The organism is Rhizobacter sp. Root404 (assembly GCF_001425865.1).
Lineage (GTDB): Bacteria > Pseudomonadota > Gammaproteobacteria > Burkholderiales > Burkholderiaceae_C > LMDS01.
In genome coordinates, this window is sequence record NZ_LMDS01000001.1 from 226,406 (window position 1) to 252,066 (window position 25,661).

General features: G+C 66.4%; 23 protein-coding genes. 18 read left to right on the forward strand and 5 right to left on the reverse strand.

Features of this window, described 5'->3' with window-relative positions; translation table 11 throughout:
* Positions 1–293 precede the first annotated feature (293 nt).
* The 18 genes from ASC76_RS01130 to ASC76_RS01215 all read left to right on the forward strand — a co-directional run bounded on the left by ASC76_RS01130 (position 294) and on the right by ASC76_RS01215 (position 20,016).
* Positions 294–1,331, forward strand: a complete 1,038-nt coding sequence (locus tag ASC76_RS01130) for a pilus assembly protein PilM (RefSeq protein WP_056461153.1) — start codon at positions 294–296, stop codon at positions 1,329–1,331.
* Positions 1,328–1,960 carry a PilN domain-containing protein gene (locus ASC76_RS01135; protein WP_056461156.1) on the forward strand — a complete coding sequence of 211 codons (633 nt, stop codon included), beginning with the start codon at positions 1,328–1,330 and terminating at the stop codon, positions 1,958–1,960. The genes ASC76_RS01130 and ASC76_RS01135 overlap by 4 nt, the downstream gene beginning before the upstream one ends.
* A 6-nt stretch (positions 1,961–1,966) precedes the next feature.
* Positions 1,967–2,659 carry a type 4a pilus biogenesis protein PilO gene (locus ASC76_RS01140; RefSeq protein WP_056461159.1) on the forward strand — a complete coding sequence of 231 codons (693 nt, stop codon included), beginning with the start codon at positions 1,967–1,969 and terminating at the stop codon, positions 2,657–2,659.
* Between the two features lie 29 nt (positions 2,660–2,688).
* Positions 2,689–3,210 carry a pilus assembly protein PilP gene (locus ASC76_RS01145; protein ID WP_056461161.1) on the forward strand — a complete coding sequence of 174 codons (522 nt, stop codon included), beginning with the start codon at positions 2,689–2,691 and terminating at the stop codon, positions 3,208–3,210.
* Entirely contained in the window at positions 3,207–5,387 is a 2,181-nt protein-coding gene (pilQ, locus tag ASC76_RS01150; protein WP_056461164.1) for a type IV pilus secretin PilQ, read from the forward strand. The genes ASC76_RS01145 and pilQ overlap by 4 nt, the downstream gene beginning before the upstream one ends.
* A 55-nt stretch (positions 5,388–5,442) precedes the next feature.
* Positions 5,443–5,841, forward strand: coding sequence for a hypothetical protein (locus ASC76_RS01155; protein ID WP_157615191.1), 399 nt, complete (start codon positions 5,443–5,445; stop codon positions 5,839–5,841).
* A 55-nt stretch (positions 5,842–5,896) separates the two neighbouring features.
* Positions 5,897–6,466 carry a shikimate kinase gene (locus ASC76_RS01160; protein ID WP_305814894.1) on the forward strand — a complete coding sequence of 190 codons (570 nt, stop codon included), beginning with the start codon at positions 5,897–5,899 and terminating at the stop codon, positions 6,464–6,466.
* A gap of 49 nt (positions 6,467–6,515) precedes the next feature.
* The gene (gene aroB / locus ASC76_RS01165) at positions 6,516–7,610 is read left to right on the forward strand and encodes a 3-dehydroquinate synthase (protein ID WP_056461170.1); all 1,095 of its coding nucleotides are present in this window, start codon (positions 6,516–6,518) and stop codon (positions 7,608–7,610) included.
* Between the two features lie 5 nt (positions 7,611–7,615).
* Complete coding sequence (locus tag ASC76_RS01170) at positions 7,616–8,788, forward strand: deoxyguanosinetriphosphate triphosphohydrolase (protein WP_056463013.1); 1,173 nt, start codon at positions 7,616–7,618, stop codon at positions 8,786–8,788.
* 18 nt (positions 8,789–8,806) lie between these two features.
* The gene (locus ASC76_RS01175; RefSeq protein ID WP_056461173.1) at positions 8,807–9,481 is read left to right on the forward strand and encodes a transposase; all 675 of its coding nucleotides are present in this window, start codon (positions 8,807–8,809) and stop codon (positions 9,479–9,481) included.
* Positions 9,482–9,612: 131 nt separating this feature from the next.
* Complete coding sequence (locus tag ASC76_RS01180) at positions 9,613–14,388, forward strand: glutamate synthase-related protein (protein ID WP_056461176.1); 4,776 nt, start codon at positions 9,613–9,615, stop codon at positions 14,386–14,388.
* Between the two features lie 36 nt (positions 14,389–14,424).
* Positions 14,425–15,903 (forward strand): glutamate synthase subunit beta, encoded by a 1,479-nt coding sequence (locus ASC76_RS01185; RefSeq protein ID WP_056461179.1) that lies wholly within the window; start codon positions 14,425–14,427, stop codon positions 15,901–15,903.
* Positions 15,904–15,971: 68 nt separating this feature from the next.
* Entirely contained in the window at positions 15,972–16,820 is an 849-nt protein-coding gene (locus ASC76_RS01190) for an ABC transporter ATP-binding protein (protein WP_056461183.1), read from the forward strand.
* 2 nt (positions 16,821–16,822) lie between these two features.
* Complete coding sequence (mlaE, locus tag ASC76_RS01195; RefSeq protein WP_056461187.1) at positions 16,823–17,602, forward strand: lipid asymmetry maintenance ABC transporter permease subunit MlaE; 780 nt, start codon at positions 16,823–16,825, stop codon at positions 17,600–17,602.
* A 19-nt stretch (positions 17,603–17,621) separates the two neighbouring features.
* A complete protein-coding gene (gene mlaD / locus ASC76_RS01200) occupies positions 17,622–18,128 on the forward strand; it encodes an outer membrane lipid asymmetry maintenance protein MlaD (protein WP_056463016.1) in 507 nt (168 codons plus the stop codon).
* Positions 18,125–18,982, forward strand: coding sequence for a VacJ family lipoprotein (locus ASC76_RS01205; RefSeq protein ID WP_157615193.1), 858 nt, complete (start codon positions 18,125–18,127; stop codon positions 18,980–18,982). The genes mlaD and ASC76_RS01205 overlap by 4 nt, the downstream gene beginning before the upstream one ends.
* A gap of 101 nt (positions 18,983–19,083) precedes the next feature.
* Positions 19,084–19,710: a phospholipid-binding protein MlaC gene (locus ASC76_RS01210; RefSeq protein WP_056461190.1), complete on the forward strand. Its 627-nt coding sequence runs from the start codon at positions 19,084–19,086 to the stop codon at positions 19,708–19,710.
* A 12-nt stretch (positions 19,711–19,722) separates the two neighbouring features.
* Positions 19,723–20,016: an STAS domain-containing protein gene (locus ASC76_RS01215; protein ID WP_056461193.1), complete on the forward strand. Its 294-nt coding sequence runs from the start codon at positions 19,723–19,725 to the stop codon at positions 20,014–20,016.
* On the opposite strand, the gene ASC76_RS01220 is transcribed toward ASC76_RS01215, so the two are convergent.
* The 5 genes from ASC76_RS01220 to ASC76_RS01240 all read right to left on the reverse strand — a co-directional run bounded on the left by ASC76_RS01220 (position 19,959) and on the right by ASC76_RS01240 (position 25,590).
* On the reverse strand, positions 19,959–20,657 hold the full coding sequence (locus tag ASC76_RS01220; RefSeq protein WP_056461196.1) for a sulfite oxidase heme-binding subunit YedZ: 699 nt from the start codon (positions 20,655–20,657) through the stop codon (positions 19,959–19,961). The two genes, ASC76_RS01215 and ASC76_RS01220, sit on opposite strands and share 58 nt — an antisense overlap.
* Positions 20,658–20,659: 2 nt before the next feature.
* Positions 20,660–21,652 (reverse strand): protein-methionine-sulfoxide reductase catalytic subunit MsrP, encoded by a 993-nt coding sequence (gene msrP, locus ASC76_RS01225; RefSeq protein WP_056461199.1) that lies wholly within the window; start codon positions 21,650–21,652, stop codon positions 20,660–20,662.
* 75 nt (positions 21,653–21,727) lie between these two features.
* Entirely contained in the window at positions 21,728–22,063 is a 336-nt protein-coding gene (locus tag ASC76_RS01230; protein WP_056461202.1) for a hypothetical protein, read from the reverse strand.
* A 21-nt stretch (positions 22,064–22,084) separates the two neighbouring features.
* Positions 22,085–23,455 carry a c-type cytochrome biogenesis protein CcsB gene (ccsB, locus tag ASC76_RS01235; RefSeq protein WP_056461205.1) on the reverse strand — a complete coding sequence of 457 codons (1,371 nt, stop codon included), beginning with the start codon at positions 23,453–23,455 and terminating at the stop codon, positions 22,085–22,087.
* Positions 23,455–25,590 (reverse strand): cytochrome c biogenesis protein ResB, encoded by a 2,136-nt coding sequence (locus tag ASC76_RS01240; RefSeq protein ID WP_056461208.1) that lies wholly within the window; start codon positions 25,588–25,590, stop codon positions 23,455–23,457. The genes ccsB and ASC76_RS01240 overlap by 1 nt, the downstream gene beginning before the upstream one ends.
* Positions 25,591–25,661: the final 71 nt, after the last annotated feature.

The following is a 25,661-nucleotide window of genomic DNA, read 5'->3' on the forward strand; positions in this document are numbered from 1 at the left end:
CATTATAGAAAAGCGTGGCGCGGCCGATCTTGCAGGGAGTGACGCTTTTCGGCCCTTCGTGGGGTGGCCCGCCGAATGCTTTCGAGAATGCGCTCGGCGACTCCGAGCAACGTTTGTTAGCGTGTGAGTTTTGCAACGAGCGCGTGTGCCGCAAACCGGATTTTTCTTTGTGGCACAAAGGCTTTACTGCTAGCATTGAAGTAACTTATTAACAATCCAGCACGTTTCTTCACAGCTGGTGGAAAGGCGTCGTGAGCTTCCTAGACACGTTGTTGGGCCGCAAACATCCGCCGATGATCGGGCTGGACATCAGCTCATCCAGCGTGAAGCTCGTGGAGTTGGGACAGTCGGCAACCGGCGAATACGTGGTCGAGCGGTTCGGCGTCGAGAGCTTCGAAAAGGGCTGGATTGCCGATGGCCAGATCGAGAAATTCGACGAGGTCGCCGAAGCCGTGAAGCGCGTGGTGTCCAAGAGCGGCACCAAGACACGGCACGTCGTGATGGCGATGCCGCAGTCTGCGGTGATCACCAAGAAGATCATGCTGCCCGCCGGCCTGCGCGAGGAAGAACTCGAGGTGCAGGTCGAGACCGAGGCCAACCAGTACATTCCGTTTTCGCTCGACGAGGTCAGCCTCGACTTCTGCGTGATCGGCCCGAGCCCGACCTCGGTGGGCGATGTCGAGGTGCTGATCGCGGCCTCGCGCAAGGATCGTGTGCAGGATCGACAGGGCCTGGCCGAAGCGGCCGGTCTGACGCCGGTGGTGCTCGACATCGAATCGCACGCGTCGCGTCTTGCGATGAGCCGCGTGATCGCGTCGCTGCCCAACGAGGGCAAGGATGCGCTCGTCGCGTTGTTCGAGATTGGCGCGGACACCACGAGCCTCAAGGTGCTGCGCGACGAAGAGATGCTCTACGACCGCGACCAGGCGTTCGGCGGATCGCAGCTGACGCAACTGATCTCGCGCCAGTACGGCTTCTCGTACGAGGAAGCGGAACAGAAGAAGCTCGCAGCCGACTTGCCGGACGATTACGAGGCCACCCTGCTGGCGCCGTTCGTCGACAGCCTGTCGCAGGAGATCGGCCGGGCGCTGCAGTACTTCTTCACCAGCACGCCGCACCACAAGGTGCATTACGTGATGCTGGCGGGTGGCACGGCCACCTTGCCCGGCCTCAAGGACCGCGTCACCGAACTGACCGGTTTCGCCTCGATGGTGGTGAACCCGTTCGAGAACATGAAGCTCGGCTCGGCGGTGCGTGAGAGCAAGCTTCGTCGCGAGGCTCCGTCCTATCTCACGGCCTGCGGTCTGGCCATGCGGAGGTTCGTGCAGTGATCCTGATCAATCTACTCCCGCACCGGGAAGAACGACGCAAGCGCCGCAAGATCGCGTTCTTCGCGGGCCTGGGCGTGGCGGCCGTCGTCGGTCTGGGCATCGTCGGCGGTTGGTACCTCGTGGTCGAGCAGCTGAAGTCGGCGCAGCAGGACCGCAACAAGTTCCTGGCCACCGAGATCGCGAAACTCGAACTCGAGATCAAAGACATCGCGAACCTGAAGGCCGAGATCGCCTCGCTGGTGGCGCGTCAGAAGGCCGTCGAGGATCTGCAGACGGACCGCAACGTGCCGGTACACATCCTGAACGAGCTCGTGCGCCAGACGCCCGAGGGGATGTACTTCACCGCCATGAGACAGGACGGGCAGATTCTGAACATCACCGGCATCGCGCAGACCCAGGAACGCATCTCCGAGTTTCTGCGCAACACCGCCTACAACTCCGAGTGGCTCGTGAAGCCGGAACTGATCGAAAGCAAGGCCACGGTCGTGACTGGCGCCAATCGCGAGCAGAAGCGCCTGTTCGACTTCTCCATGCGTCTGACCGTGAAGCGTCCGCAGGACAAGGCGGCTGCTCAGGCGATCCCCGCCAGCGCCCCGGCCAGTGCCGCGGCCGCGGCGAAGAAGGCTTGACCCGCCATGGCGACCAAAGCAACCCCTATCAATCTCGACCTGAACTCGGTGTTCGAGGGCGCGGCTTCGCAGTTCCGCGGCCTGAACCCGAACCAGCCCGGGCAGTGGCCGCTGCTGCCCAAGCTGGCCGTCTGGGCGCTCGTCGCCGTGGCGGTCGTGGTGCTCGGCTGGTTCCTGCTGCTGCAGACCTCGCACGAGGAACTCGACGCCGAGCGCGCCAAGGAGCCCAAGCTCAAGGCGGACTACCGCGCCAAGCTGTCGCAAGCCGTCAACCTGGCCGAATTGCGCAAGCAGAAGCTTCAGGTCGAAGGCTATGTCACGCAGCTGGAAAAGCAGCTTCCCGGCAAGGCCGAGATGGACGCGCTGCTGTCCGACATCAACCAGGCGGGCCTCGGCCGCGGCTTGCAGTTCGAGTTGTTCCGGCCCGGCCAGGTGGTCGTGAAGGACTACTACGCGGAGTTGCCGATATCGATACGCGTGTCGGGCCGATATCACGACATGGGCGCTTTCGCCGGCGACATTGCCAACCTGTCGCGCATCGTCACGCTGCACAACATGAACATCATCACCGCGCCTGGAGCAACGGGCGCACTCTCGATGGAAGCGACGGCGCGCACCTATCGCTACCTCGACCAGGCGGAGCTGGATGCGACCAAGGCCGCGGCGGCCGCCAAGGCCAAGCCGGGAGCGAAGAAATGAGCACGACTGGCACTCGATCGTCGCGGCTCATGATCTGTATCGCCATCGTGGCGATGGGCGCCGGGCTGGCCGGCTGCAGCGGCGAGCAAGAAGAGCTTAGCCAGTGGATGGACCAGCAGCGCCGCGAGGTCAAGCCGAACGTCGAGCCGATCGCGGCCCCGAAGCAGTTCGTGCCGCAGCCCTATGTGGCGCTGAGCGGCGTCGAGCCCTTCAGCAACCAGAAGCTGACGGTGGCACTCAAGCAGGAAGCGCGGCAGCCGAATTCCCTGCTGTCGGCCGAGATCAACCGCCGCAAGGAGCCGCTCGAGGCCTACCCGCTCGACAGCATGTCGATGGTCGGCAGCGTCGTGCGTGGCGGTCGCCAGTACGCGCTACTGCGGGTCGACAACCTGCTCTATCAGGTCAAGCCGGGCGACTACATCGGCCAGAACTACGGAAAGATCACCAAGATCTCGGAGACCGACGTGGCGCTCCGGGAAATCGTCCAGGATGCAGCCGGTGAATGGATTGAGCGCACCAGCGCCCTCCAGCTTCAGGAGAAGGCGCGATGAAGAGCAATCAGGAGAATCAGATGACCGCTAAATGGCGCGCCCGTGCCTTGACGCTCGTGTTGTCGTTGGGTGCCTGCGCGAGTGCGCTGGCCCAAAACGCGATCCAGTCGATCAGCAGCAGCCAGCAGGCCGGCTCCGAAGTGATCCGCGTGGAATTGTCGGAACCGCTGACCGCCGTGCCGGCCGGCTTCGCGATCCAGACGCCACCGCGCATCGCGATCGACCTCCCGGGCGTCTCCAACGCCCTCGGCAAATCGAGCGTCGAGATCAACCAGGGCAATCTGCGCACGGTCAACGTTGCCCAGGCCGGGGAGCGCACGCGTCTCGTGTTGAACTTGAAGAAGGCCGCCAATTACCGCGCCGAGGTGCAGGGCAAGGTGCTGCTCCTCGTGTTGGACGGTGGTCCTGCACCGGAAGCCGCCGTGGCGGCCGCGCCGGCCGCGACACCTTCTGGCAATTTCGCGCCGAGCCTGAACCGCAACCCGCTGTCGCTGAAGGACATCGACTTCCGCCGCGGCAGCGATGGCGCCGGTCGCGTCGTCGTCGAACTGCCGAACAGCCAGGTCGGCGTCGACATCCGCCAGCAAGGGCAGAGTCTGGTCGTCGAGTTCCTGCGTTCGTCGTTGCCCGACAACCTGCGTCGTCGACTCGACGTGACCGATTTCGGCACGCCGGTGCAGTCGATCACGACCACACAGAACGGCGACCGTGTCCGCATGACCGTCGACCCCCGCGGCAACTGGGAACACAGCGCCTACCAGAGCGACAACCAGTTCGTCCTCGAAGTGCGCCAGCGCAAGGTCGACCCGAACAAGCTCACGCAGGGCCCGGGCTACGCGGGCGAGAAGCTGTCGCTGAACTTCCAGAACATCGAGGTCCGTGCGCTGCTGCAGGTGATCGCCGACTTCACGAACTTCAACGTCGTGACGAGCGACACGGTGACGGGCAATGTCACGCTGCGCCTCAAGGACGTGCCGTGGGACCAGGCGCTCGACATCATTCTGCAGGCCAAGGGCCTCGGGCTGCGCAAGTCCGGCAACGTGATCCTGATCGCGCCGAAGGATGAGCTCAATGCCAAGGAAAAGGTGGAACTCGAAGCCAAGGCGCAGATCGCATCGCTCGAGCCTTTGCGCACGCAGTCATTTCAGCTGAATTACGCGAAGGCGGCCGACGTGGCGAACGGATTGACCGGGTCGAATTCCGGCGGACAGTCCACAGGCGTCACGAATACGCGAATCCTTTCGCCGCGCGGCAGTGTCATCTACGAGGCGCGCACGAATCAGATGTTCGTCAGCGACACTCCTTCGAAGCTGCAAGAGATCACGGACATGATCGCGAAGATCGACATACCGGTGCGCCAGGTGTTGATCGAATCACGCATCGTGATCGCGGACGATTCCTTCGGACGCTCGCTCGGCGTGAAGCTGGGATTGGTTGACAACCGTGGCGCTCGCGGCGGCATCTCCGGGTACAACGTCGGCGGCAGCAATTACATCGGCGTCGGGGGCAACTTGAACGCGGTCGGCACGCAAACCCAGCAACCTGGCGCCACCAGCGGCTTCAACGATACGAACTTCGTCAGCCTTCCCGCCGGCAATCCGCTGGGTGGCGACGCCAGCCCCGCGTCCTTTGCGCTGTCGCTCTTCACCGCCGGGGCGAACCGATTCCTCAACCTGGAACTCTCCGCCCTCGAAGCCGAAGGCAAGGGCAAGATCGTTTCGAGCCCCCGCGTCATCACGGCCGACCAGCAGAAGGCATTGATCGAGCAAGGTGAAGAAATCCCCTACCAGTCGTCCACTTCCAGTGGCGCGACGGCGGTCAGCTTCCGCAAGGCGAACCTCAAGCTCGAGGTCACGCCGCAGATCACGCCTGAAGGCAGCGTGATTCTCGATGTGGACGTGACCAAGGACAGTCGCGGCACGTCGGCGGGTATCGCCGGCTTTGCAATCAACACGAAGCATGTGCAGACCAAGGTGTTGATCGAGAATGGCGGCACGGTCGTGATCGGCGGCATCTTCGAGCAGAACGAACGTGAGGACATCTCCAAGGTTCCGCTGCTCGGCGATGTGCCGTACCTCGGCAATTTGTTCAAGACCCGGACGAAGTCGAGCACCAAGACCGAGATGCTGATTTTCCTCACGCCCAAGGTTGTCACGGACCGGACGGCAGCGCGGTGACGCTCCAGCCAGTCAGCCGAGCGTACGTAGAACACTATCAAAGCAGGTGCGAGCGATGAAAACAGGGATGCAGGCTGCCGTTTTTTCCGCCATGGTTGCGGCCACCGTGTTGGCTGCGTGCGGCGGCGGAGGCGACGATGAAGCAGGTTCGCCGACGGCGTTCAGCATAGTCCCGAGTACCGTGACGTTCACGGCGCCGCCGGCAGGCACGTCCGTTGGCGTGTGCCCCGGCGGCGGAACCGCCACCATATTTGTGTATGGCGGCGCCGCACCTTATCGGATCGACAACACCGTGCCGGATTTCATCGCACTGAGTACCGGAACCGTCAGCGACCGTGGGGGCAGCTTCACGATCACCACGCTGGGTGGCTGTGTCTCGCCCGGCAACATCGTCGTCGTCGACAAGCTCGGCAACAACGTCACGTTGACTGTGACGACGACGCCTGGGGCCTGACGCCAGCCGGCCTCCACTGCCCACGGATTCCAGCTGTGACGCTGGTACATCTGCCGTGAGCAGGCCTGAGCTGATTGCGTTGGTCTCGATGCCGGGGGGAGGCAAGTCCACGGTTGGCAGACAACTCGCGCGAAGGCTGAACTGGGAATTCGCAGACTCCGACGCGCTCGTCGAGCGCCAGGTGGGCTGCTCTATCAGTACTTTCTTCGAGCGCGAAGGCGAGGCACGATTTCGCGACATCGAGGAGCAGGTCATCGCGGACGTGCTGGACAAGCCCCGACAGGTACTCGCGACCGGCGGAGGGGCCATCCTGCGACAAGCGACGCGCGAACGCCTCAACCGCCATGCGACAGTCGTCTACCTGCGTTCCACGCCCGAGGACCTGTTCCGGCGCCTGCGCCACGATACCAAGCGCCCGCTGCTGCAGGTGGCCGATCCACTGACGCGACTGCGAGAGCTGTACGCGACCCGGGATCCGCTCTATCGCGAGACCGCGCACTTCAGCGTCGATACCGGCCGCCCCTCCGTCCCCACGCTCGTCAACATGATCCTCATGCAACTCGAGCTTGCCGGCGTGATCGACGCCTCCGGCGTGCCGTCGCCGATCGACGCACCGCCGCACTGAGCGGCGGCGGGGAGCGACGCCCGTTTGCCGTGGCTCGTACACTTCGCCGATGAACTCCCATGACGTTGAACGGGTCGCGATCGATCTCGGCGAGCGCAGCTATGACATCCTGATCGGTTCCGGACTGCTTGGCCGCGCCGACACGTTCGAGGGCCTGCCGGCCGGCGCTGCGGCGGCGATCGTGACCAACGAGACGGTCGCGCCCCTGTTGGCGGCGCGACTCACGCAGGCCTTGCGGCCCACCTTTGCGCAGGTGCAGCTGATCGTGCTGCCCGACGGCGAAGCGCACAAGAACCTGGCGACGCTGAATACGATCTTCGACGCGTTGCTCGGCGCGGCCTGCGACCGCAAGACCATCGTCTTCGCGCTCGGCGGCGGGGTGGTGGGCGACATGGCCGGCTTCGCCGCCGCCTGCTACATGCGCGGCGTGCCCTACGTGCAGGTGCCCACCACGCTGCTCGCGCAGGTCGATTCGTCGGTCGGTGGCAAGACGGCGGTGAATCATCCGCTCGGCAAGAACATGATCGGCGTGTTCAACCAGCCGCTGCGGGTGATCGCCGACCTCGAGGTGCTCGACACCTTGCCCGCGCGCGAGTTCAGTGCCGGACTGGCCGAGGTGATCAAGTACGGGCCGATCGCCGACGAATCGTTCCTGCAGTGGATCGAGGGCAACCTGCCCGCGCTGCTGGACCGCGACCGCGCGGCGTTGCGGCACGCGGTTCGCCGCTCGTGCGAGATCAAGGCCGACATCGTCGCGCGCGACGAGCGCGAGGCTGCCGTGCGTGAGCTTCTCAACTTCGGCCACACCTTCGGGCATGCGATCGAGAGCGGTCTGGGTTACGGCGAATGGCTGCACGGCGAGGCGGTGGGCTGCGGCATGGTCATGGCAGCCGACCTGTCGCGGCGCCTCGGGTTGATCGATCGGGCTTACCAGGACCGCATCGCCCGCGTGGTCGAACGCGCGGGGCTGCCGGTGCGCGGGCCGCGCCTCGGATCGGCCCGCTACCTCGAGCTGATGCGCGTCGACAAGAAGGCGCGCGACGGCGAGATCCGTTTCGTCGTGATCGAGTCCCCGGGGCGCGCGGGCGTTCGCACGGCGCCCGATGCCCTGGTGGCGCAGGTGATCGACGACGCCACGGCGTGAACCCGATGACGGAGCCTGTTCGCGCCCCGGCCGCCTGGGCGAGTCGGGCCGCGCATTCGCGCGGCCGCGCCCGGCCCGAGCCCGCGGCACCGACGCGCGACGACTTCCAGCGCGACCGCGACCGGATCGTCCACAGCACGGCCTTCCGGCGCCTGGTCTACAAGACCCAGGTCTTCCTGAATCACGAAGGCGATCTCTTCCGTACGCGCCTGACGCACTCGCTCGAGGTCGCGCAACTGGCGCGTTCGGTCGCGCGTGCCCTGGGCCTGAACGAGGACCTGTGCGAGGCGATCGCGCTGGCGCACGACCTGGGTCACACGCCATTCGGCCACGCCGGGCAGGATGCGCTCGACGCCTGCCTGCGCGAGGCGCATCCGGACAGCGGCGGCTTCGAACACAACTTCCAGAGCTTGCGCGTCGTCGACGAGCTGGAGGAGCGCTATCCCGATTTCGACGGCCTCAACCTCACATTCGAGACGCGCGAGGGCATCCTCAAGCATTGTTCGGCGCGCAACGCGCGAGCGCTCGAGGTCCGCGAGCCCGGGGGCGTGGGCCGGCGCTTCATCGACCACACCCAGCCCAGTCTCGAGGCGCAGCTGTGCAACCTGGCCGACGAAATCGCCTACAACACTCACGACATCGATGACGGGGTCCGTTCCGGACTGCTGGGCTACGAGCAACTGCTGGAGCTGCCGGCCTTCGCGCGCTTTCACCGCGAGTCGCTCGCGGCGCACCCGGCGCTGGCGGGGCGCCGGTTGTTGTTCGAGGCCTTGCGACGGATGTTGTCGACGCAGGTCTACGATTTGATCGACACCAGTGCGTCGCGTTTGGCGCGCACCTTGCCGCGTGACGCGGATGCGGCGCGCGTGGCGGGGCCGTTGATGGCCTGCAGCGACGACGCGCACACCGCCTCGCGCGAGGTCAAGGCGTTCTTGCGTTCGGGGCTCTATCGACACCCGCGCGTGGTGCAGACGACCCAGGCGGCTCGCCAGGTCGTGGCGGATCTGTTCGACGCGTACAGCGCCGACCCGGCCCAGTTGCCGGCGACGCATGCGCTGCGTACGCCGCAACATCGAGCCGTTGCCGACTACATCGCCGGCATGACCGACCGGTTCGCGCTGCGTGAGCACGCGCGCCTGTTCGGACCGGGGCGCAGCGGCCTGGACTGGCAGGGTTGACGCGGTCGGGACGCTGCAGTGGCACGCCTGCGCCGAATCGTCCTGCCTGGCGAACTGCATGTGGTCGTCCATCGCGGTCACAACGGACAGCCGGTCTTCATCGACGAGCATGATCGCGACGCCTACCTTGCCAGCGTACGTGAGGCGGGGCGCGAGGCGGGTGTGGCGATCCATGCGTACGGCCTGTTGACGCGCGAAGTCCGCCTGCTCGTGACCCCGCGCGATGCCGAGGGACTCGGGCGGATGATGCAATCGGTCGGACGGCGCTACGTGCGCCAGTTCAACCAGCGGCACGCGCGCAGCGGCACGCCCTGGGAAGGGCGGTTCCGCTCGGCGGTGATCGAAGCCGCTTCGCAGCTGCCCGCCGCGATGTACTTCGTCGAGGCGCTCGCCGAGCCGGGCGCCGACGACGTGCGCAGCAGCGCCGGCCACCATCTGACAGGACAGGCCGATGCGCTCGTCGTCGCGCACCCGTCGTTCTGGGCGCTGGGGAATACGCCATTCGAGCGCGAGGCGGCCTACCGGCGCTACGCCGCGGAAGGGCCTCCGGAGCGCCAGTTGGCAGCGATCTTGCATGCGGCCGCGCATGGGTGGGCGGTCGGTTCCGACGGGTTTCTCGCGACCGCGGCGCAGCAGGCCCAAAGGCGCCCCCGGCCGGCTTCGCCCGGACGACCGCGCGCTGCGCAGCGCTGATCTGTCCCCAATTTATTGAACCGGAATGATCGCCGGGTGTTAATTGGTGTCAGACCCTGATTGTTGGTGTTGAGAACTATGCTGCAGTGCAGTATCCTTCCCAGCCGATTTGAGCCTCCGGAGCGCGCGCCATGCCCCTTACTACAGCCCCCTCGTCGTCCGCGGCGCCCTCCGATGCCGAACTCACGAGCGCACAGACGCGTGGCTTGTACGACCCGTCGTCCGAGCACGATGCCTGCGGCGTCGGCTTCGTCGCCCACATCAAGGGGCAGAAGGCGCACTCGATCGTCGAGCAAGGCCTGAAGATCCTGGAGAACCTCGATCACCGCGGCGCCGTCGGCGCCGACAAGCTGATGGGCGACGGTGCGGGGATCCTGATTCAGATCCCCGATGAGTTCTACCGCGCCGAGATGGCCGCGCAGGGCATCACGCTGCCGCCGCCCGGGGAGTACGGCGTCGGGATGATCTTCCTGCCGAAGGAGCATGCGTCGCGCCTGGCCTGCGTGCAGGAACTGGAGCGCGCCGTCAAGGCCGAAGGCCAGATCCTGATCGGCTGGCGCGACGTGCCGGTCGACGCGGAGATGCCGATGTCGCCGACGGTGCGCGCCAAGGAGCCGATCCTGAAGATGATCTTCATCGGCAGCGGCCCCGACGTGATCGTGCCGGACGCGCTGGAGCGCAAGCTCTACGTGATCCGCAAGACCGCGTCGAGCGCGATCCAGGCGCTCAAGCTCACCCATTCGCGCGAGTACTACGTGCCCAGCATGAGCTGCCGCACCGTGATCTACAAAGGCCTGCTGCTCGCCGACCAGGTCGGCAAGTACTACAAGGACTTGCAGGACACCCGCGTCACCTCGGCGCTCGCGCTGGTGCACCAGCGTTTCTCGACCAACACTTTCCCTGAGTGGCCGCTCGCGCACCCGTACCGCATGGTCGCGCACAACGGCGAGATCAACACCGTCAAGGGCAACTTCAACTGGATGCGCGCCCGCGAAGGCGTGATGAAGTCGCCGGTGCTCGGCGACGACCTGAAGAAGCTCTACCCGATCAGCTTCGAGCACCAATCGGACACCGCCACCTTCGACAACGCGCTCGAACTGCTGGTGATGAGCGGCTACTCGCTCGCCCACGCTGCGATGATGATGATTCCCGAGGCCTGGGAGCAGCACGCGACGATGGACGAGCGCCGCCGCGCCTTCTACGAGTACCACGCCGCGATGATGGAGCCGTGGGACGGCCCGGCCGCGATGGTCTTCACCGATGGCCGCCAGATCGGCGCCACACTCGACCGCAACGGCCTGCGCCCGACGCGCTACATCGTCACCGACGACGACCTGGTGGTTGGCGCCTCCGAATCCGGGGTGCTGCCGATGATCGCGGAGAACCGCATCGTCAAGAAGTGGCGCCTGCAGCCGGGCAAGATGCTGCTGATCGACTTGGAGCAGGGCCGCATCATCGAGGACGAAGAACTGAAGAACCAGTTCGCGTCGGCCAAGCCGTATCGCCAATGGATCGAGAGCGTGCGCGTCAAGCTCGAAGACGTGCCGGCCGGCGCACAGCCGGCGCCGCACAGCGAATCGCTGCTCGACCGCCAGCAGGCCTTCGGCTACACGCAGGAAGACCTGAAGTTCCTGCTCAGCCCGATGGCGCAGGCCGGCGAGGAGGGCATCGGCTCGATGGGCAACGACTCGCCGCTGGCGGTCTTGTCGGACAAGAACAAGCCGCTCTACAACTACTTCAAGCAACTGTTCGCGCAGGTCACGAACCCGCCGATCGACCCGATCCGCGAGGCGATCGTGATGTCGCTCGTCAGCTTCATCGGCCCGAAGCCGAACCTGCTCGACATCAACGCGGTCAACCCTCCGATGCGGCTCGAAGTGCCGCAGCCGATTCTCGATTTCGAGGCGATGGCGCGGCTGCGCGAGATCGAGAAGCACACCGGCGCGAAGTTCAAGAGCTACGAGCTGAACATCACCTACCCGCTGGTCTGGGGCGATGAAGGCGTCGAAGCCAAGCTCGCATCGCTGTGCGCGGAAAGCGTCGACGCGATCAAGAGCGGCCACAACATCCTGATCATCAGCGACCGCCAGATGAACCGCGATTTCGTCGCGATCCCGGCGTTGCTCGCGTTGTCGGCGATCCATCAGCACTTGGTGCGCGAGGGCCTGCGCACGACGGCCGGTCTGGTCGTCGAAACCGGCTCGGCCAGGGAAGTGCATCACTTCGGCGTGCTCGCCGGCTACGGCGCCGAGGCGGTCCACCCGTACCTCGCGATGGAGACGCTCGCCTCGATGCACAAGGAACTCGCCGGCGACCTGTCGGCCGAGAAGGCGATCTACAACTACGTCAAGGCGATCGGCAAGGGCCTGTCGAAGATCATGTCCAAGATGGGCGTGTCGACCTACATGAGCTACTGCGGCGCGCAGTTGTTCGAGGCGATCGGGCTCGACAAGGACCTGGTCCAGAAGTTCTTCAAGGGCACCGCGAGCCAGGTCGGCGGCATCGGGGTGTTCGAGGTCGCCGAAGAGGCGATCCGCATGCACAAGGCCGCGTTCGGCGACGACCCGGTGCTCGAGAACATGCTCGACGCCGGCGGCGAATACGCCTGGCGCGTGCGTGGCGAAGAGCACATGTGGACGCCCGACGCGATCGCCAAGCTGCAGCACAGCGCGCGCTCCAACAAGTACGAGACCTACAAGGAATACGCGCAGATCATCAACGACCAGTCGCACCGCCACATGACGTTGCGCGGGCTGTTCGAGTTCAAGGTCGATCCGAGCAAGGCGATCCACATCGAAGAGGTCGAGCCCGCGAGCGAGATCGTCAAGCGCTTCGCGACCGGTGCGATGTCGCTCGGCTCGATCAGCACCGAGGCGCACGCCAACCTCGCGGTGGCGATGAACCGCATCGGCGGCAAGTCCAACACCGGCGAGGGCGGTGAAGACCCGGCGCGCTATCGCAACGAGCTCAAGGGCATCCCGATCAAGGCCGGGACCAAGTTCAGCGACGTGATCGGGCCGGGCAACATCCAGGTCGACTTCGAGCTGAACGAGGGTGATTCGCTGCGCTCGAAGATCAAGCAAGTGGCGTCGGGCCGCTTCGGTGTGACCACCGAGTACCTGCAGAGCGCCGACCAGATCCAGATCAAGATGGCGCAGGGCGCGAAGCCCGGCGAGGGCGGCCAGCTGCCCGGCGGCAAGGTGACCGACTACATCGGCATGCTGCGCTACTCGGTGCCCGGCGTCGGTTTGATCTCGCCGCCGCCGCACCACGACATTTATTCGATCGAAGACCTCGCGCAACTGATCCACGATCTGAAGAACGCCAACTCGCGCGCCAGCATCAGCGTCAAGCTGGTGAGCGAGGTCGGCGTCGGCACGATCGCCACCGGCGTCGCGAAGGCGAAGGCCGACCATGTGGTGATCGCCGGCCACGACGGCGGCACCGGCGCCTCGCCGTGGAGCTCGATCAAGCACGCCGGCACGCCGTGGGAGCTGGGACTGGCCGAAACCCAGCAGACGCTGGTGCTGAATCGCCTGCGCTCGCGCATCCGCGTGCAGGCCGACGGCCAGATGAAGACCGGGCGCGACGTGGTGATCGGCGCGCTGCTCGGCGCCGACGAGTTCGGCTTCGCGACCGCGCCGCTGGTGGCCGAGGGCTGCATCATGATGCGCAAGTGCCACCTGAACACCTGCCCGGTCGGCGTCGCGACGCAGGACCCGGTGCTGCGCAAGAAGTTCACCGGCCGCCCCGAGCACGTCGTCAACTTCTTCTTCTTCGTCGCCGAGGAAGCGCGCTCGATCATGGCGCAGCTCGGCATCCGCAAGTTCGACGACCTGATCGGCCGCGCCGACCTGCTCGACACGAAGAAGGGCGTCGAACACTGGAAGGCCAAGGGGCTCGATTTCAGCCGCGTGTTCCAGCTCTCGACCGCACCGGCCGAGGTCGCACGCCGCCACACCGAGGAGCAGGACCATGGCCTCGCGAAGGCGCTCGACGTCAAGCTGATCGAGAAGTGCCGCCCGGCAATCGAGACCGGCGAGAAGGTGCAGTTCATGCAGGAGGTGCGCAACGTCAACCGCACGGTCGGCGCGATGCTCTCCGGCGAACTGATCAAGCACCGCCCCGAAGGCCTGCCCGACCACACCATCTTCATCCAGATGGAGGGCACCGGCGGCCAGAGCTTCGGCGCGTTCCTCGCAAAGGGCATCACGATCTACCTGATCGGCGACGCGAACGACTACACCGGCAAGGGCATGAGCGGCGGGCGCATCGCGATCCGGCCGAGCATCGAGTTCCGCGGTGACGCGACCCAGAACATCATCGTCGGCAACACCGTGCTGTACGGCGCCACCAGCGGCGAGGCGTTCTTCCGCGGCGTGGCCGGCGAGCGCTTCGCGGTGCGGCTGTCGGGCGCCACCGCGGTCGTCGAGGGCACCGGCGACCACGGCTGCGAGTACATGACCGGCGGCACGGTCGCGGTGCTCGGCAAGACCGGCCGAAACTTTGCGGCCGGCATGAGCGGCGGCGTGGCCTATGTGTACGACGAGGACGGCAGCTTCGCGTCACGCTGCAACACCGCGATGGTGTCGCTCGGCAAGGTCGTGAGCGCCGCCGAGCAGGAGGCCGAGCGCGACCACTGGCACAACGGCCAGCCCGACGAGGCGATCCTGAAGAAGCTGATCGAGGACCACCACAAGTGGACCGGCTCGCTGCGCGCGCGCCACATCATGGACCACTGGGTCGAGTCGCGCGCCAAGTTCGTCAAGGTGTTCCCGAACGAGTACAAGCGGGCGCTCGGCGAGCGCGCGGCGAAGGCGGTGATGCTCGCGAGCGAATCGAAGGCGGTGCAAGAGGCCGACACGACGATCGCGAAGGCGAAGAACAAATCGGTGCCTGCCAAGTAAGCGGCCCTCGAACAACGAACACAGACGCACAGCATCATGGGAAAAGTCACCGGCTTCATGGAATACGAGCGCCTCGAGGAGGGCTACGCGCCCGTCGCGGAGCGCAAGCAGCACTACAAGGAATTCGTGATCGGCTTGAAGGAGGCCGACGCGAAGATCCAGGCCGCCCGCTGCATGGACTGCGGCACGCCGTTCTGCAACAGCGGCTGCCCGGTCAACAACATCATTCCGGACTTCAACGACCTCGTGTACCGCGCCGACTGGAAGAACGCGTTCGCGGTGCTCGACTCGACCAACAACTTCCCCGAGTTCACCGGCCGCATCTGCCCGGCGCCGTGCGAGGCGGCGTGCACGCTGAATGTCAATGACGACGCGGTCGGCATCAAGAGCATCGAGCACGCGATCATCGACAAGGCCTGGGCCGAGGGCTGGGTCACGCCGCGCCTGCCGAAGACCAAGACCGGCAAGAAGGTCGCAGTGGTCGGCTCCGGGCCGGCCGGCATGGCCGCGGCGCAGCAGCTCGCGCGCGCCGGTCACGCCGTGACGCTGTTCGAGAAGAACGATGCGATCGGCGGCCTGCTGCGCTATGGCATCCCCGACTTCAAGATGGAGAAGTCGCACATCGACCGCCGCGTCAAGCAGATGGAGGCCGAGGGCGTGACGATGCGCACCGGCGTGCTGATCGGCAAGATGCCCGAGGGCACGAAGGTCACCAACTGGGCCAAGGAAACGATCACGCCCGAGCAGCTGAAGGCCGAGTTCGACGCGGTGCTGCTGACCGGCGGCGCCGAGCAGTCGCGCGATCTGCCGGTGCCCGGCCGCGAGCTCGACGGCGTGCACTTCGCGATGGAGTTCCTGCCGCAGCAGAACAAGATCAACGCCGGCGGCAAGATCAAGTCGCAGCTGCGTGCCGACGGCAAGCACGTCGTCGTGATCGGCGGCGGCGACACCGGCAGCGATTGCGTGGGCACCAGCAACCGCCACGGCGCGGTCAGCGTCACGCAGTTCGAGCTGCTGCCGATGCCGCCCGAGCAGGAGAACAAGCCGCTGGTCTGGCCCTACTGGCCGATCAAGCTGCGCACTTCGTCGAGCCACGAGGAAGGCTGCGAGCGCGAGTTCGCGATCGCGACCAAGGAATTCATCGGTGGCGAGGGCAAGGACAAGGGCAAGGTCAAGGGCCTGAAGGCGGTGCGGGTCGAGTGGCAGGGCGGCAAGATGGTCGAGGTCGCCGGGTCGGAGCAGACAATGCCGGCCGACCTGGTGCTCCTGGCGATGGGTTTCGTCAGCCCGGTGGCCAGCGTGCTCGAGGCCTTCGGCATCGAGAAGGACGCGCGTGGCAACGCCAGGGCCTCGATGGACGCGGTCGGCGGCTATGCGACCAACGTCGACAAGGTCTTCGCGGCCGGCGACATGCGCCGTGGCCAGTCGTTGGTGGTCTGGGCGATCCGCGAAGGCCGGCAGGCGGCGCGCGCGGTCGACCTGTTCCTGATGGGCGCCAGCGAGCTGCCGCGCTGACCGCAACACGCCGGCGAAGGGTCGCGTGAGACAATGATTTTCGACAGCCGACCCAGAACAACGACCGCATGCCGAGTGACTTCAGCCGGACCCGCCATGACCCAAGCAGCGCCGACGCGCTGATCGAGGTCGACCACGTCACGTTCGGCTACGAGCCCAGCCGGAACATCCTCAACGACATCTCGATGAGCTTCCGGCGCGGGCAGGTCACCGCGATCCTCGGAGGCTCGGGGTGCGGCAAGACGACCGTGCTGCGGCTGATCGGCGGCGTGCATCCGGTGACGCAGGGCACTGTCCGCTTCGCGGGCGAGGCGATCGACACGCGCAACGCCGCACAGCTCTACGGCCTGCGGCGGCGTCTCGGGATGCTGTTCCAGTTCGGCGCGCTGTTCACCGACCTGTCGGTGTTCGAGAACGTCGCGTTCCCGCTGCGCGAGCACACCGATCTGGACGACACCATGATCCGCGACATCGTGCTGATGAAACTCAATGCCGTGGGCTTGCGCGGCGCGGCCAGGCTGCGCATCGCCGAGATCTCCGGCGGCATGGGTCGACGCGTCGCCCTCGCGCGCGCCATGGCGCTCGACCCGGAAGTGCTGCTCTACGACGAGCCATTCACCGGCCTGGACCCGATCGCGATGGGCGTCACCGCCAACCTGATCCGCAAGCTGAACGACGCCACCGGCGCGACCTCGCTGGTCGTCTCGCACGACGTGCACGAGTGCTTCGCGATCTGCGACTACGCCTACATCATGGCCGCGCCGGGGGTGGTGATCGCACACGGTCAGCCCGAGGAACTGAACGCCAGCCAGGATCCGCAGGTGCGTCAGTTCCTGCGTGGCGAGCCTGACGGCCCGGTGCCGTTCCACTATCCCGCGCCGCCGCTGGCGCAGGACCTGGGCTTGCAGGCGCGCTGAGCATGGGGTGGGTCGCCACGATCGGTCGCTACGTCATCGAGAGCCTGCGGGTGCTGGGTCACCACGCGTTCTTCTTCTGGGAATTGCTGCGCACCTTGCCGGTGTCGCTGCGGCGACCCTATTTCTCGGTGGCGCAGGTGCACGCCCTGGGCAACCTGTCGCTGCTGGTGATCCTGTCGTCGGGCCTGGCGGTCGGCTTCGTGCTGGCGCTGCAGTCCTACTACGCGCTCGTGACTTATGGCGCGGCCGACTCTGTCGGGTTGCTGGTGAACCTGTCGCTGGTGCGCGAGCTGGGCCCGGTCGTCACCGCGCTGTTGTTTGCCGGGCGCGCCGGCACGTCGCTGACCGCGGAGATCGGGCTGATGAAGGCCGGCGAACAGCTCGCCGCGATGGAGCTGATGGCGGTCGACCCGAAGAGCCGCGTGCTGGCGCCGCGCTTCATCGGCGGCGTCGTCGCGATGCCGATCCTGGCGCTGCTGTTCTCGGCGGTGGGCATCCTCGGCGCGTACATCGTTGGGGTGATGCTGATCGGTCTCGATCCGGGCAACTTCTGGTCGGCGATGGAGAACGGCGTCGACGTGTGGCGCGATCTGGGCAACGGCATCATCAAGAGCATCGTGTTCGGGGTGATCTGCAGCTTCGTCGCGGTCTATCAAGGTTATGAAGCCAAGGCCACGCCCGAGGGCGTGGCGCGCGCGACGACGCGCACGGTGGTGATCTCCTCGCTGACGGTGCTGGCGATGGACTTCCTGCTCACCGCGCTGATGTTCTCGACGCGCTGAACGACAAGGGGAATGAATGATGGGCAAGAAGGGCACTGAAACGCTGGTCGGCTTCTTCGTATTGCTGGGCATCGCCGCGCTGGTGTTCCTGTCGCTGCGGGCCGCCAATCTGAGCAGCTTCAACGGCGGCGACACCTATCCGCTGGCGGCCAAGTTCGACAACATCGGCGGGCTCAAGGTGCGCGCGCCGGTGCGCAGCGCCGGCGTCACGGTCGGCCGGGTCGCCTCGATCACGCTCGACCCGAAGACATTCCAGGGCGTCGTGATGCTGGACATGCAGAAGTCGGTGCAGTTCCCGGCCGATTCGTCGGCGCGCATCCTGACCTCCGGGCTGCTCGGCGATCAGTACGTCGGCCTCGAGGCCGGCGGCAGCGAGAAGAATTTCGCCGCCGGCGATACCATCAAGCAAACCCAATCGGCGATCGTGCTGGAAAGCCTGATCAGCCAGTTCCTGTTCAACAAGGCGGCCGACGCCGGCGCCGCGCCGGCGGCACCTGCGCCCGCCGCCCCCGGAGGTAAGAAGTGACCCGCTCAATCGACATGCGCTCCCTGTGCGCGCGCGCATTGCTGGCCCTGATGGTGGGCGCGTTGCTGACGCTCGGTGGCTGCGCGACCACCAAGTCGTTGGTGACCGACGCACGTGGCGGCCCGGGCGCGCGCCTCGACCCGTGGGAGAGCTGGAACCGCAAGGTCTTCGCCTTCAACGAGGGCCTGGACGAGCGCATCCTGAAGCCGGTCGCGACCGGTTATGCCAAGGTGGTGCCGCAGTTCGTGCGCCGTAGCGTCGACAACTTCTTCGCCAATGCGGCGGATGCGTGGTCGGCAGTCAACAACGTGCTGCAAGGCAAGGCCGAGCCCGCATTCACCGACGTCGTGCGCTTCACGACCAACACCGTGTTCGGCTTCTTCGGCGTCCTCGACATCGCCAGCGAGTTCGGCCTGGATCATCACTACGAAGACTTCGGCCAGACGCTCGGCCGGTGGGGATTCGGGGCCGGCGCCTACATCGTCTGGCCGCTGATCGGCCCGTCGACGGTGCGCGAAACGATCGCGCTGCCGCTCGACCGCACCGCGTCGCCGGCGCTGTACATCAGCGATGGCAGCTATCAGTTCGGCGTCGTCGGCCTGCAGATCATCAACACCCGCGCCAGACTGCTGGGCGCGAGCCAGGTGATCGACGACATCGCACTCGACAAGTACACCTTCCTCCGCGATGCCTATCTGCAGCGCCGCCGCAGCTTGGTGTTCGATGGCGACGCGCCGGAGATTCCCGACGCGCCGTCGCCGGCGGCCGTGCCGGCCTCGGGCGCGACCGCGGCCGATCCGCTGTACGCGCCGGCGCCCCCCGCCACGGCCGGCTCGGCTCCGACCAAACCGTGAACCGCTGACCCGGTTCGCGCGTTAACCACGGGGCTGCCGCTGAACCAACCGGTCGAAGCGGGCTCAGACAGGCTCACCTGTCGCTACAAAGAGGAAACCAGATGTTGCTCAAGCGAATGATTCCGTGGCTGGCTGCCGGCCTGCTCACCGTGGGTTGTGCCGTCTCGCAGGCGCAGTCCGGCAAGGCGCCCGACGCGCTGATCAAGGAAGTCTCGACCGACGTGCTCGACTCGGTCCGTGCCGACAAGTCGATCAAGCAAGGCGACGTGACCAAGGTCATCGCGCTGGTCGACAGCAAGGTGATGCCGCACGTCGATTTCCAGCGCATGACGGCCTCGGCGGTCGGCCGCTACTGGCGCCAGGCGACGCCGGACCAGCAGAAGCGGCTGCAGGACGAATTCAAGATCCTGCTGGTGCGCACCTACTCGGGCGCGCTCGCCCAGGTGCAGGACCAGACGGTCGAACTCAAGCCGATGCGCAGCACGCCGACCGACACCGAAGTTGTCGTGAAGACCGAGATCAAGGGCCGCGGCGACCCGGTCCAGCTCGACTACCGTCTCGAGCAGACGCCCGGCGGCTGGAAGATCTACGACGTCAACGTACTCGGTGTGTGGCTGGTCGAGAACTACCGCAACAGCTTCTCGCAGGAGATCAGCTCGGGCGGGATCGACGGGCTGATCGGCAAGCTCGCGGCGCGCAACAAGTCGGCCGGCGCGGCGAAGAGCTGAGCGCCCGCGCCGATGATGCTGCTGCCCGCCACCGTCACGGCCAGGGAGGCCAACGACACCCGTCGCCTGCTCGCGCAGGCGATGAAGGGCGAGCAGGGTGACGCCGTCGTCGTCGATGCCTCCAACCTGCAGCACTTCGATTCGGCGGCGCTGGCGGTGCTGCTGGACTGCCAGCGCGCCGCGGATGCGTCGGGCAAGCGCTTCACGCTGCGTCACGTGCCGCCCAAGCTGGCGGCATTGGCCGCACTTTACGGGCTCGACGCCGTGCTGATGGCCGAGCCCGAGGCGCCGCCGCCGGCCGCCTGAGCCCGCCGGCGCAGCGCCGCGATCAGGCGCCAGCCCAACAGCACGCCGATCACTGCGGCGTAGACCGCCACCTCTGCATAGTTGCTCTTCGCGGAGCGCATCCAGAAGAAGTGCAGCAGGCCCAGCAGCGCCACCGCATACACCGCGCGGTGCAGCGCCTGCCAGCGGCGCGCCCCGAGCGCCTTGATCGCGCGGTTGAACGACGTGGCCGCGAGCGGCAGCATCAGCAGCAGGGCACTCGTGCCGACCAGGATAAACGGGCGCTTCGCGATGTCGCGCACGATGTCGCTCCACACCAGCCCCATGTCCAGCCAGCTGTAGCAGAGGAAGTGCACTGCGCCATAGAAGAACGTGAACAGCCCCAGCATGCGCCGGAAGCGCGCGAGTGCCGGCAGCTTCAAGGCCTGGCGCAGCGGTGTCACGGCGAGCGTGAGGCACAGGAAGCGGAGGGTCCAGTCGCCGGTCGCGCGGATCAGCGCCTCCGCCGGGTTGGCGCCGAGCACGTTCGTTCCCATCACGCTGAGCACTGCACCGCGCAGCAGCCAGGCGAACGGCAGCAGGCACAGCGCGAACAGGAAAACCTTCGCGGCCGGGCGCAGCAGAAGCGGCAGGGGCCGCGCGGGCCTTTGCAGCGCCCGCATCGTCAGAAGTTCTTCTTCAGGTCCATGCCCGTGTACAGGGACGCGACCTGCTGCCCGTAGCCGTTGAACATCAGCGTCGGCCGCTTCTTCGCGAAGATGTTGTCCTGGCCGATGCGGCGCTCGGTCGCCTGGCTCCAGCGCGGATGATCGACCTCGGGATTCACGTTCGAATAGAACCCGTATTCGTTGCTCGCGCTCTTGACCCAACTGGTCGCCGGCTGCTTCTCGACGAAGCGGATCTTCACGATCGACTTGCCGCTCTTGAAGCCGTACTTCCACGGCACGACCGCGCGCACCGGCGCGCCGTTCTGGTTCGGCATCACCTCGCCGTACATGCCGAACGCCAGGAGGGTCAGCGGGTGCATGGCCTCGTCGATCCGCAGGCCCTCGACATACGGCCATTCCAGCACGCGCGAGCCGACGAAGGGCATGGTCTTCGGATCGGCCAGCGTCACGAACTCGACGAACTTGGCGTTGCCGGTCGGCTCCACCTGCTTGATCAGCTCGGCCAGCGAATAGCCGACCCATGGGATCACCATCGACCACCCTTCGACGCAGCGCAGCCGGTAGACGCGCTCCTCGAGCGGCGCCAGCTTCAGCAGGTCGGCGATGTCGTAGACCTTGGGCTTGCGCACCGCGCCTTCGATCGCCACGGTCCACGGCCGGGTCTTGAGCGTGTGTGCGTTCTGCGCCGGATCACCCTTGTCGGTGCCGAACTCGTAGAAGTTGTTGTAGCCGGTCGCGTCGATGTAGGCGGTAGGCGTCTCCATCGTCACGCCGCCGGCGATCGTGCTGCGCACGCCGGGCAGCGGCGCGAGCTTGCCGCCGCTGGCCGATTGCGCGTGGGCTTCGCGTGCGGCCCAGGTGGCGAGCGCCGCGCCGGCGACGCCGGTGCCGAACAACTTCAGCAGCGTGCGCCGGTCGGCGTAGGCCGCGCGAGGCGTGATCTCGGAAGGATGCGGATGGTCGAAGCCGCGGTCGCGAAGATGGTGCATGGAGGGTGCTCGCTCGGTCGATGACAGTCCGTCGCGATCGCGACGGGCCTTCTTACCTACGCACCGCCACGCGAGTCAGATGACGTCGCCAAAATCGGTCGGTGCCAACAATTGGAGCGCGCTCCTGGAGGCGCGTTCCCGAAAACTCTTGCGGGCGAACAGCTTGGCCTGCGCCTGCTCGGGCAGGTCGGTGATGTTCATGATGTTCTTGGTGAGGAGCGTGTCGATCACGTCCTCGAGCACGCGCACGAAGCCGGCGTCGAGTTCATCGAACGCGCCCGGCGCAGTGTCCGCGCCGACGAAGGCGAGCAACTCGCGATCGCCGTCGGCGACGAACTCGCGGCAGGCGTCGTCGGCATGACGTTGAACGGTCGCGATCCGCCCCTCGTCATCGCGGTGAACATAGGGCATGGTGGCACTCCGGAGACAGGCTCAAAGCGTACCGTACGAGTGCAATCCGGAAAGGAACATGTTCACGCCGAGGAAGGCAAACGTGGTCACGACCAGCCCGGTCAGCGCCCACCAGGCCGAAACCACGCCCCGAAGGCCCTTCATCAGGCGCATGTGCAGCCAGGCCGCGTAGTTGAGCCAGACGATCAGCGCCCAAGTCTCCTTCGGGTCCCAGCTCCAGTAGCCGCCCCAGGCCTCGGCGGCCCAGAACGCACCGAGGATGGTCGCGATCGTGAAGAACGCGAAGCCGACCGCGATCGACTTGTACATCAGGTCGTCGGCGATCTCGGCGCTCGGCGTGCGGGCGTTGATCCACTTTCGGGCGACGATCGTGAAGGCGAAGAACGCCATCAGTCCGGTGATCATGCGGCCGGACTTGGCCACGCTCGCCATCCCCTCTGCCGACAGGCCGCCGAACAGCGCGAACCCGAGCAGCGGCAGCGCGATCACGATGCCCGGCACGCCGAGCAGGCCGATCCACAGCGCCCGCGGCGTCGCGTTCTTCAGCACGTAGGCCAGCGCCACCATCGCCGACAGCGCGAAGCTGCCGTAGCCGATGAAGTTGGCCGGCACGTGCAGCTTCATCCACCAGCTCTGCAGGGCGGGCACCAGCGGCTGGATCTCGCTGGCCTGGCGCGCCAGCGTGTACCAGATCAGGAAGCCGACCGCGGCGCTGACGACCAGCATCACGAACGCGCCGAGCGAGCGGGTGCCGTAGTGCTGCTCGTAGTACAGGTAGAACAGCGCCGTCAGCCAGCAGAACAGCACGAACACCTCGTACAGGTTGCTGACCGGGATGTGGCCGATGTCGGCGCCGATCTGGTGACTCTCGAACCAGCGCACCATCGTGCCGGTCAGCGCCATGAAGACGGCGGCCCAGGTCAGGCCCGAGCCGATCCGCACGGCGGTGTTGTTCTCGGTCTTCGCGGCGAATCCGATCCAGTAGAACGTGGTGCTCATGAAGAACAGCACGCTCATCCACATGATCGCGCTCTGGCTCGACAGGAAGTACTTGAGCATGAAGACCTGATCCGCCTGCGCCAGGTCCGCACCGAAGCCGTCCATCTGCCGGTTGTAGAGGCTGATCGCGAGCAGCGTGGCCGCGGCGACGCCGACCATCAGCACGCGCAACGGGCCCCAGAACCAGCCGAGCAGAATCGCCACCGGCAGCGTGCCGACGAGGATGAGCTTCTCGTAGTAGTCCATCGCACCGGCGTAGCGCGAGAACGCGTAGCCGCCGCCGACGACGACGAGCAATGCGAACAGCCAGTCGAAGATCGAGCGGCCGGTCACGAAGCCGACCGGGCCGGCGCGGCGGCCGAGCGACATCGTCTCGAGGGTGGTCGTGTTCATCAGGCTTCCTTCAGGATCTGGCGCTTCAACTGCTCGAACTCGGCGTCGGCGTCCAGCGTGCGGCGGGTGGTGGACAACGCCGTGGTGATCTTGGTTCCGTTCGCGGCGGGCGTGAGCCATACCCACAGGCGGCGCTCGCGAATGTAGAGCATCGCAAAGACCCCGACGATCAGCAGGATCGCGCCCAGGTAGACGAGCTTCTTGCCGGGCGCGCGCGCGACCTGGAATACGCTCGCCTGCACCTGCGTGAAGTCGGTCAGCTGGAACAGCACCGGCGCCGGGTAGAAGAAGCTGTCGGACAGCGACAGCACCGACTGGGTCATGAACGCCTGGGTCTTGTCGTCGGCCTTCAAGGGCGCGAGACCGGCGTTCTCGCGGGTCAGGTTCAGCAACTCGAACAGGGTGCCGTTGAGGATGCGCAGCAGTACCTCGGAGATGCGCACGCGGTCCGCCTCCGGAACGCTGCCCTCGATGAAATCGGAGATCGCCTGGAGCCCGGCGCGCGGGTCGGCCGGTGCTGCGGCACCCTTGGGAAGCGCGGATTCCGCGCCGGCGAACAGTCCGAGGGCCCGCTCCGCGGTCGTCGTCAGCTGCGCTGCCATTTCGGGCTTGTCGGGCGGCGAGGCGATGGCCACGTAGCGGGCCGCCGCCTTGCTGCGCAGCGCCGGATCGAGCAGGCCCATGCGCAGGCGCGCCCAGCCGTCGATGCTGTCCTTGTCGTCGGCGGGGATGCGCAGGTAGCGCATCTCCTGCTCGGGCTTGTCGCGCGCGCCGACCAGGAAGACGCGGATGCCGTCGAGTTCGACCGGCACCATGTAGTTGTTGAATTCGCGCGCCTGCCCGGCGGCGTCGCGCAATTTGTAGCTGACCGACGGGCCGACGTTGCGCAACTCCTTCTTGCCGTTGCCCTTGGCGCCCGAGCCGAGGTGCTCCTGCAGGGAACCGACCAGGTCGACCTTGCGCACGTCGGTGCCTGCCGCGCCGGCCGGATTGCCGCCGAGGTTCTCGACGTTGATCACGCGCAGGCCGGTGAACTCGAGCGTCATCTGCGACGCCCCGTTCGAGATCTGGGTCTTGCCGCCGACCACGCCATCGATGTCGAACACCTTGCCGCCGGCGCTCATCGGCAGGCCACGCAGCTTGAGGGCCGAGCCGCCGTCGTCGAAGCTGCTCTGGTAGATCGCCACGCCGCGGTGGAAGGCCGGTTCGTTGACCTTGACCAGCGCCGGGATCGATTCGCCGCTGTCGTGGTCGTGGATCACGATCTCGCTGGCGAACAGCTTCGGCATGCCGGTGTCGTAGTAGTCGACGATGAACTTCTTGAGTTCCACGTCGAACGGCAGGTCCTGCATCACGACACCGTCCTGCAGGTTGATCACCGCGGTGCTCGAGCGCTGGCCCTCGGGGACGAACAGGTTGGCGCGGAAGGTCGGCGTGCCGGGGCCGAGGCGGTTCGCGGCCGGCACGTCGCGCATCATGCCGCCGCCGGTGTAGCTGCTCTTGCCCTGCAGCGCCATCTGCGCACGCACGATCAGGTCGCCGTCGAGCAGCCCGCCGACGCACACCAGCACGATCGCCGAATGCGCCGCGATATAGCCGAGCTTGTTGGCGGTGCCACGGCGCGCGGCGATCATCGTCCCCAGCTCGCGCTCACCGTCCTTGCGGACCTGCACCTTGGCCTTCCAGCCCGAATGCACCAGCAGGGCCGAGATGCGCTCGAACGCGGCGTCGCGGGTCTCGGCGACCTCGGCCTGGCCGCGGTGGTGGAACGCGCCCAGCGCCTGCTCCCGCACGTGCTCCTTGTAGGTCTTCAGATCGACGACGATCTTCGGCACGTTGCGCGCGATGCACAGGCTGGTCGAGATCACCAGGAACGCCAGGATCAGCAGAAACCACCAGACGCTGTAGACCGAGTACAGGCCGACCTTGTCGAGCACCTCGGCCCAGAACGGCCCGAACTGGTTGACGTAGTTGTTGTACGGCTCGTGTTGCTTGACGACGGTGCCGATCACCGACGCGATGCAGATCACCGTCAGCAGCGAGATCGAGAAGCGCATCGACGACACCAGCTCGACGACGTCGCGCACCCGGCGCGAGCGGGTGCGCAGTTCGATGCCGGTGGTGGAGGCGGTCATGGGTGGATTATCCGGGGCGGCGTGCGGGAGCGAGCGGATCAAAGGCAAAGGGCCGGTACGAGACCGGCCCT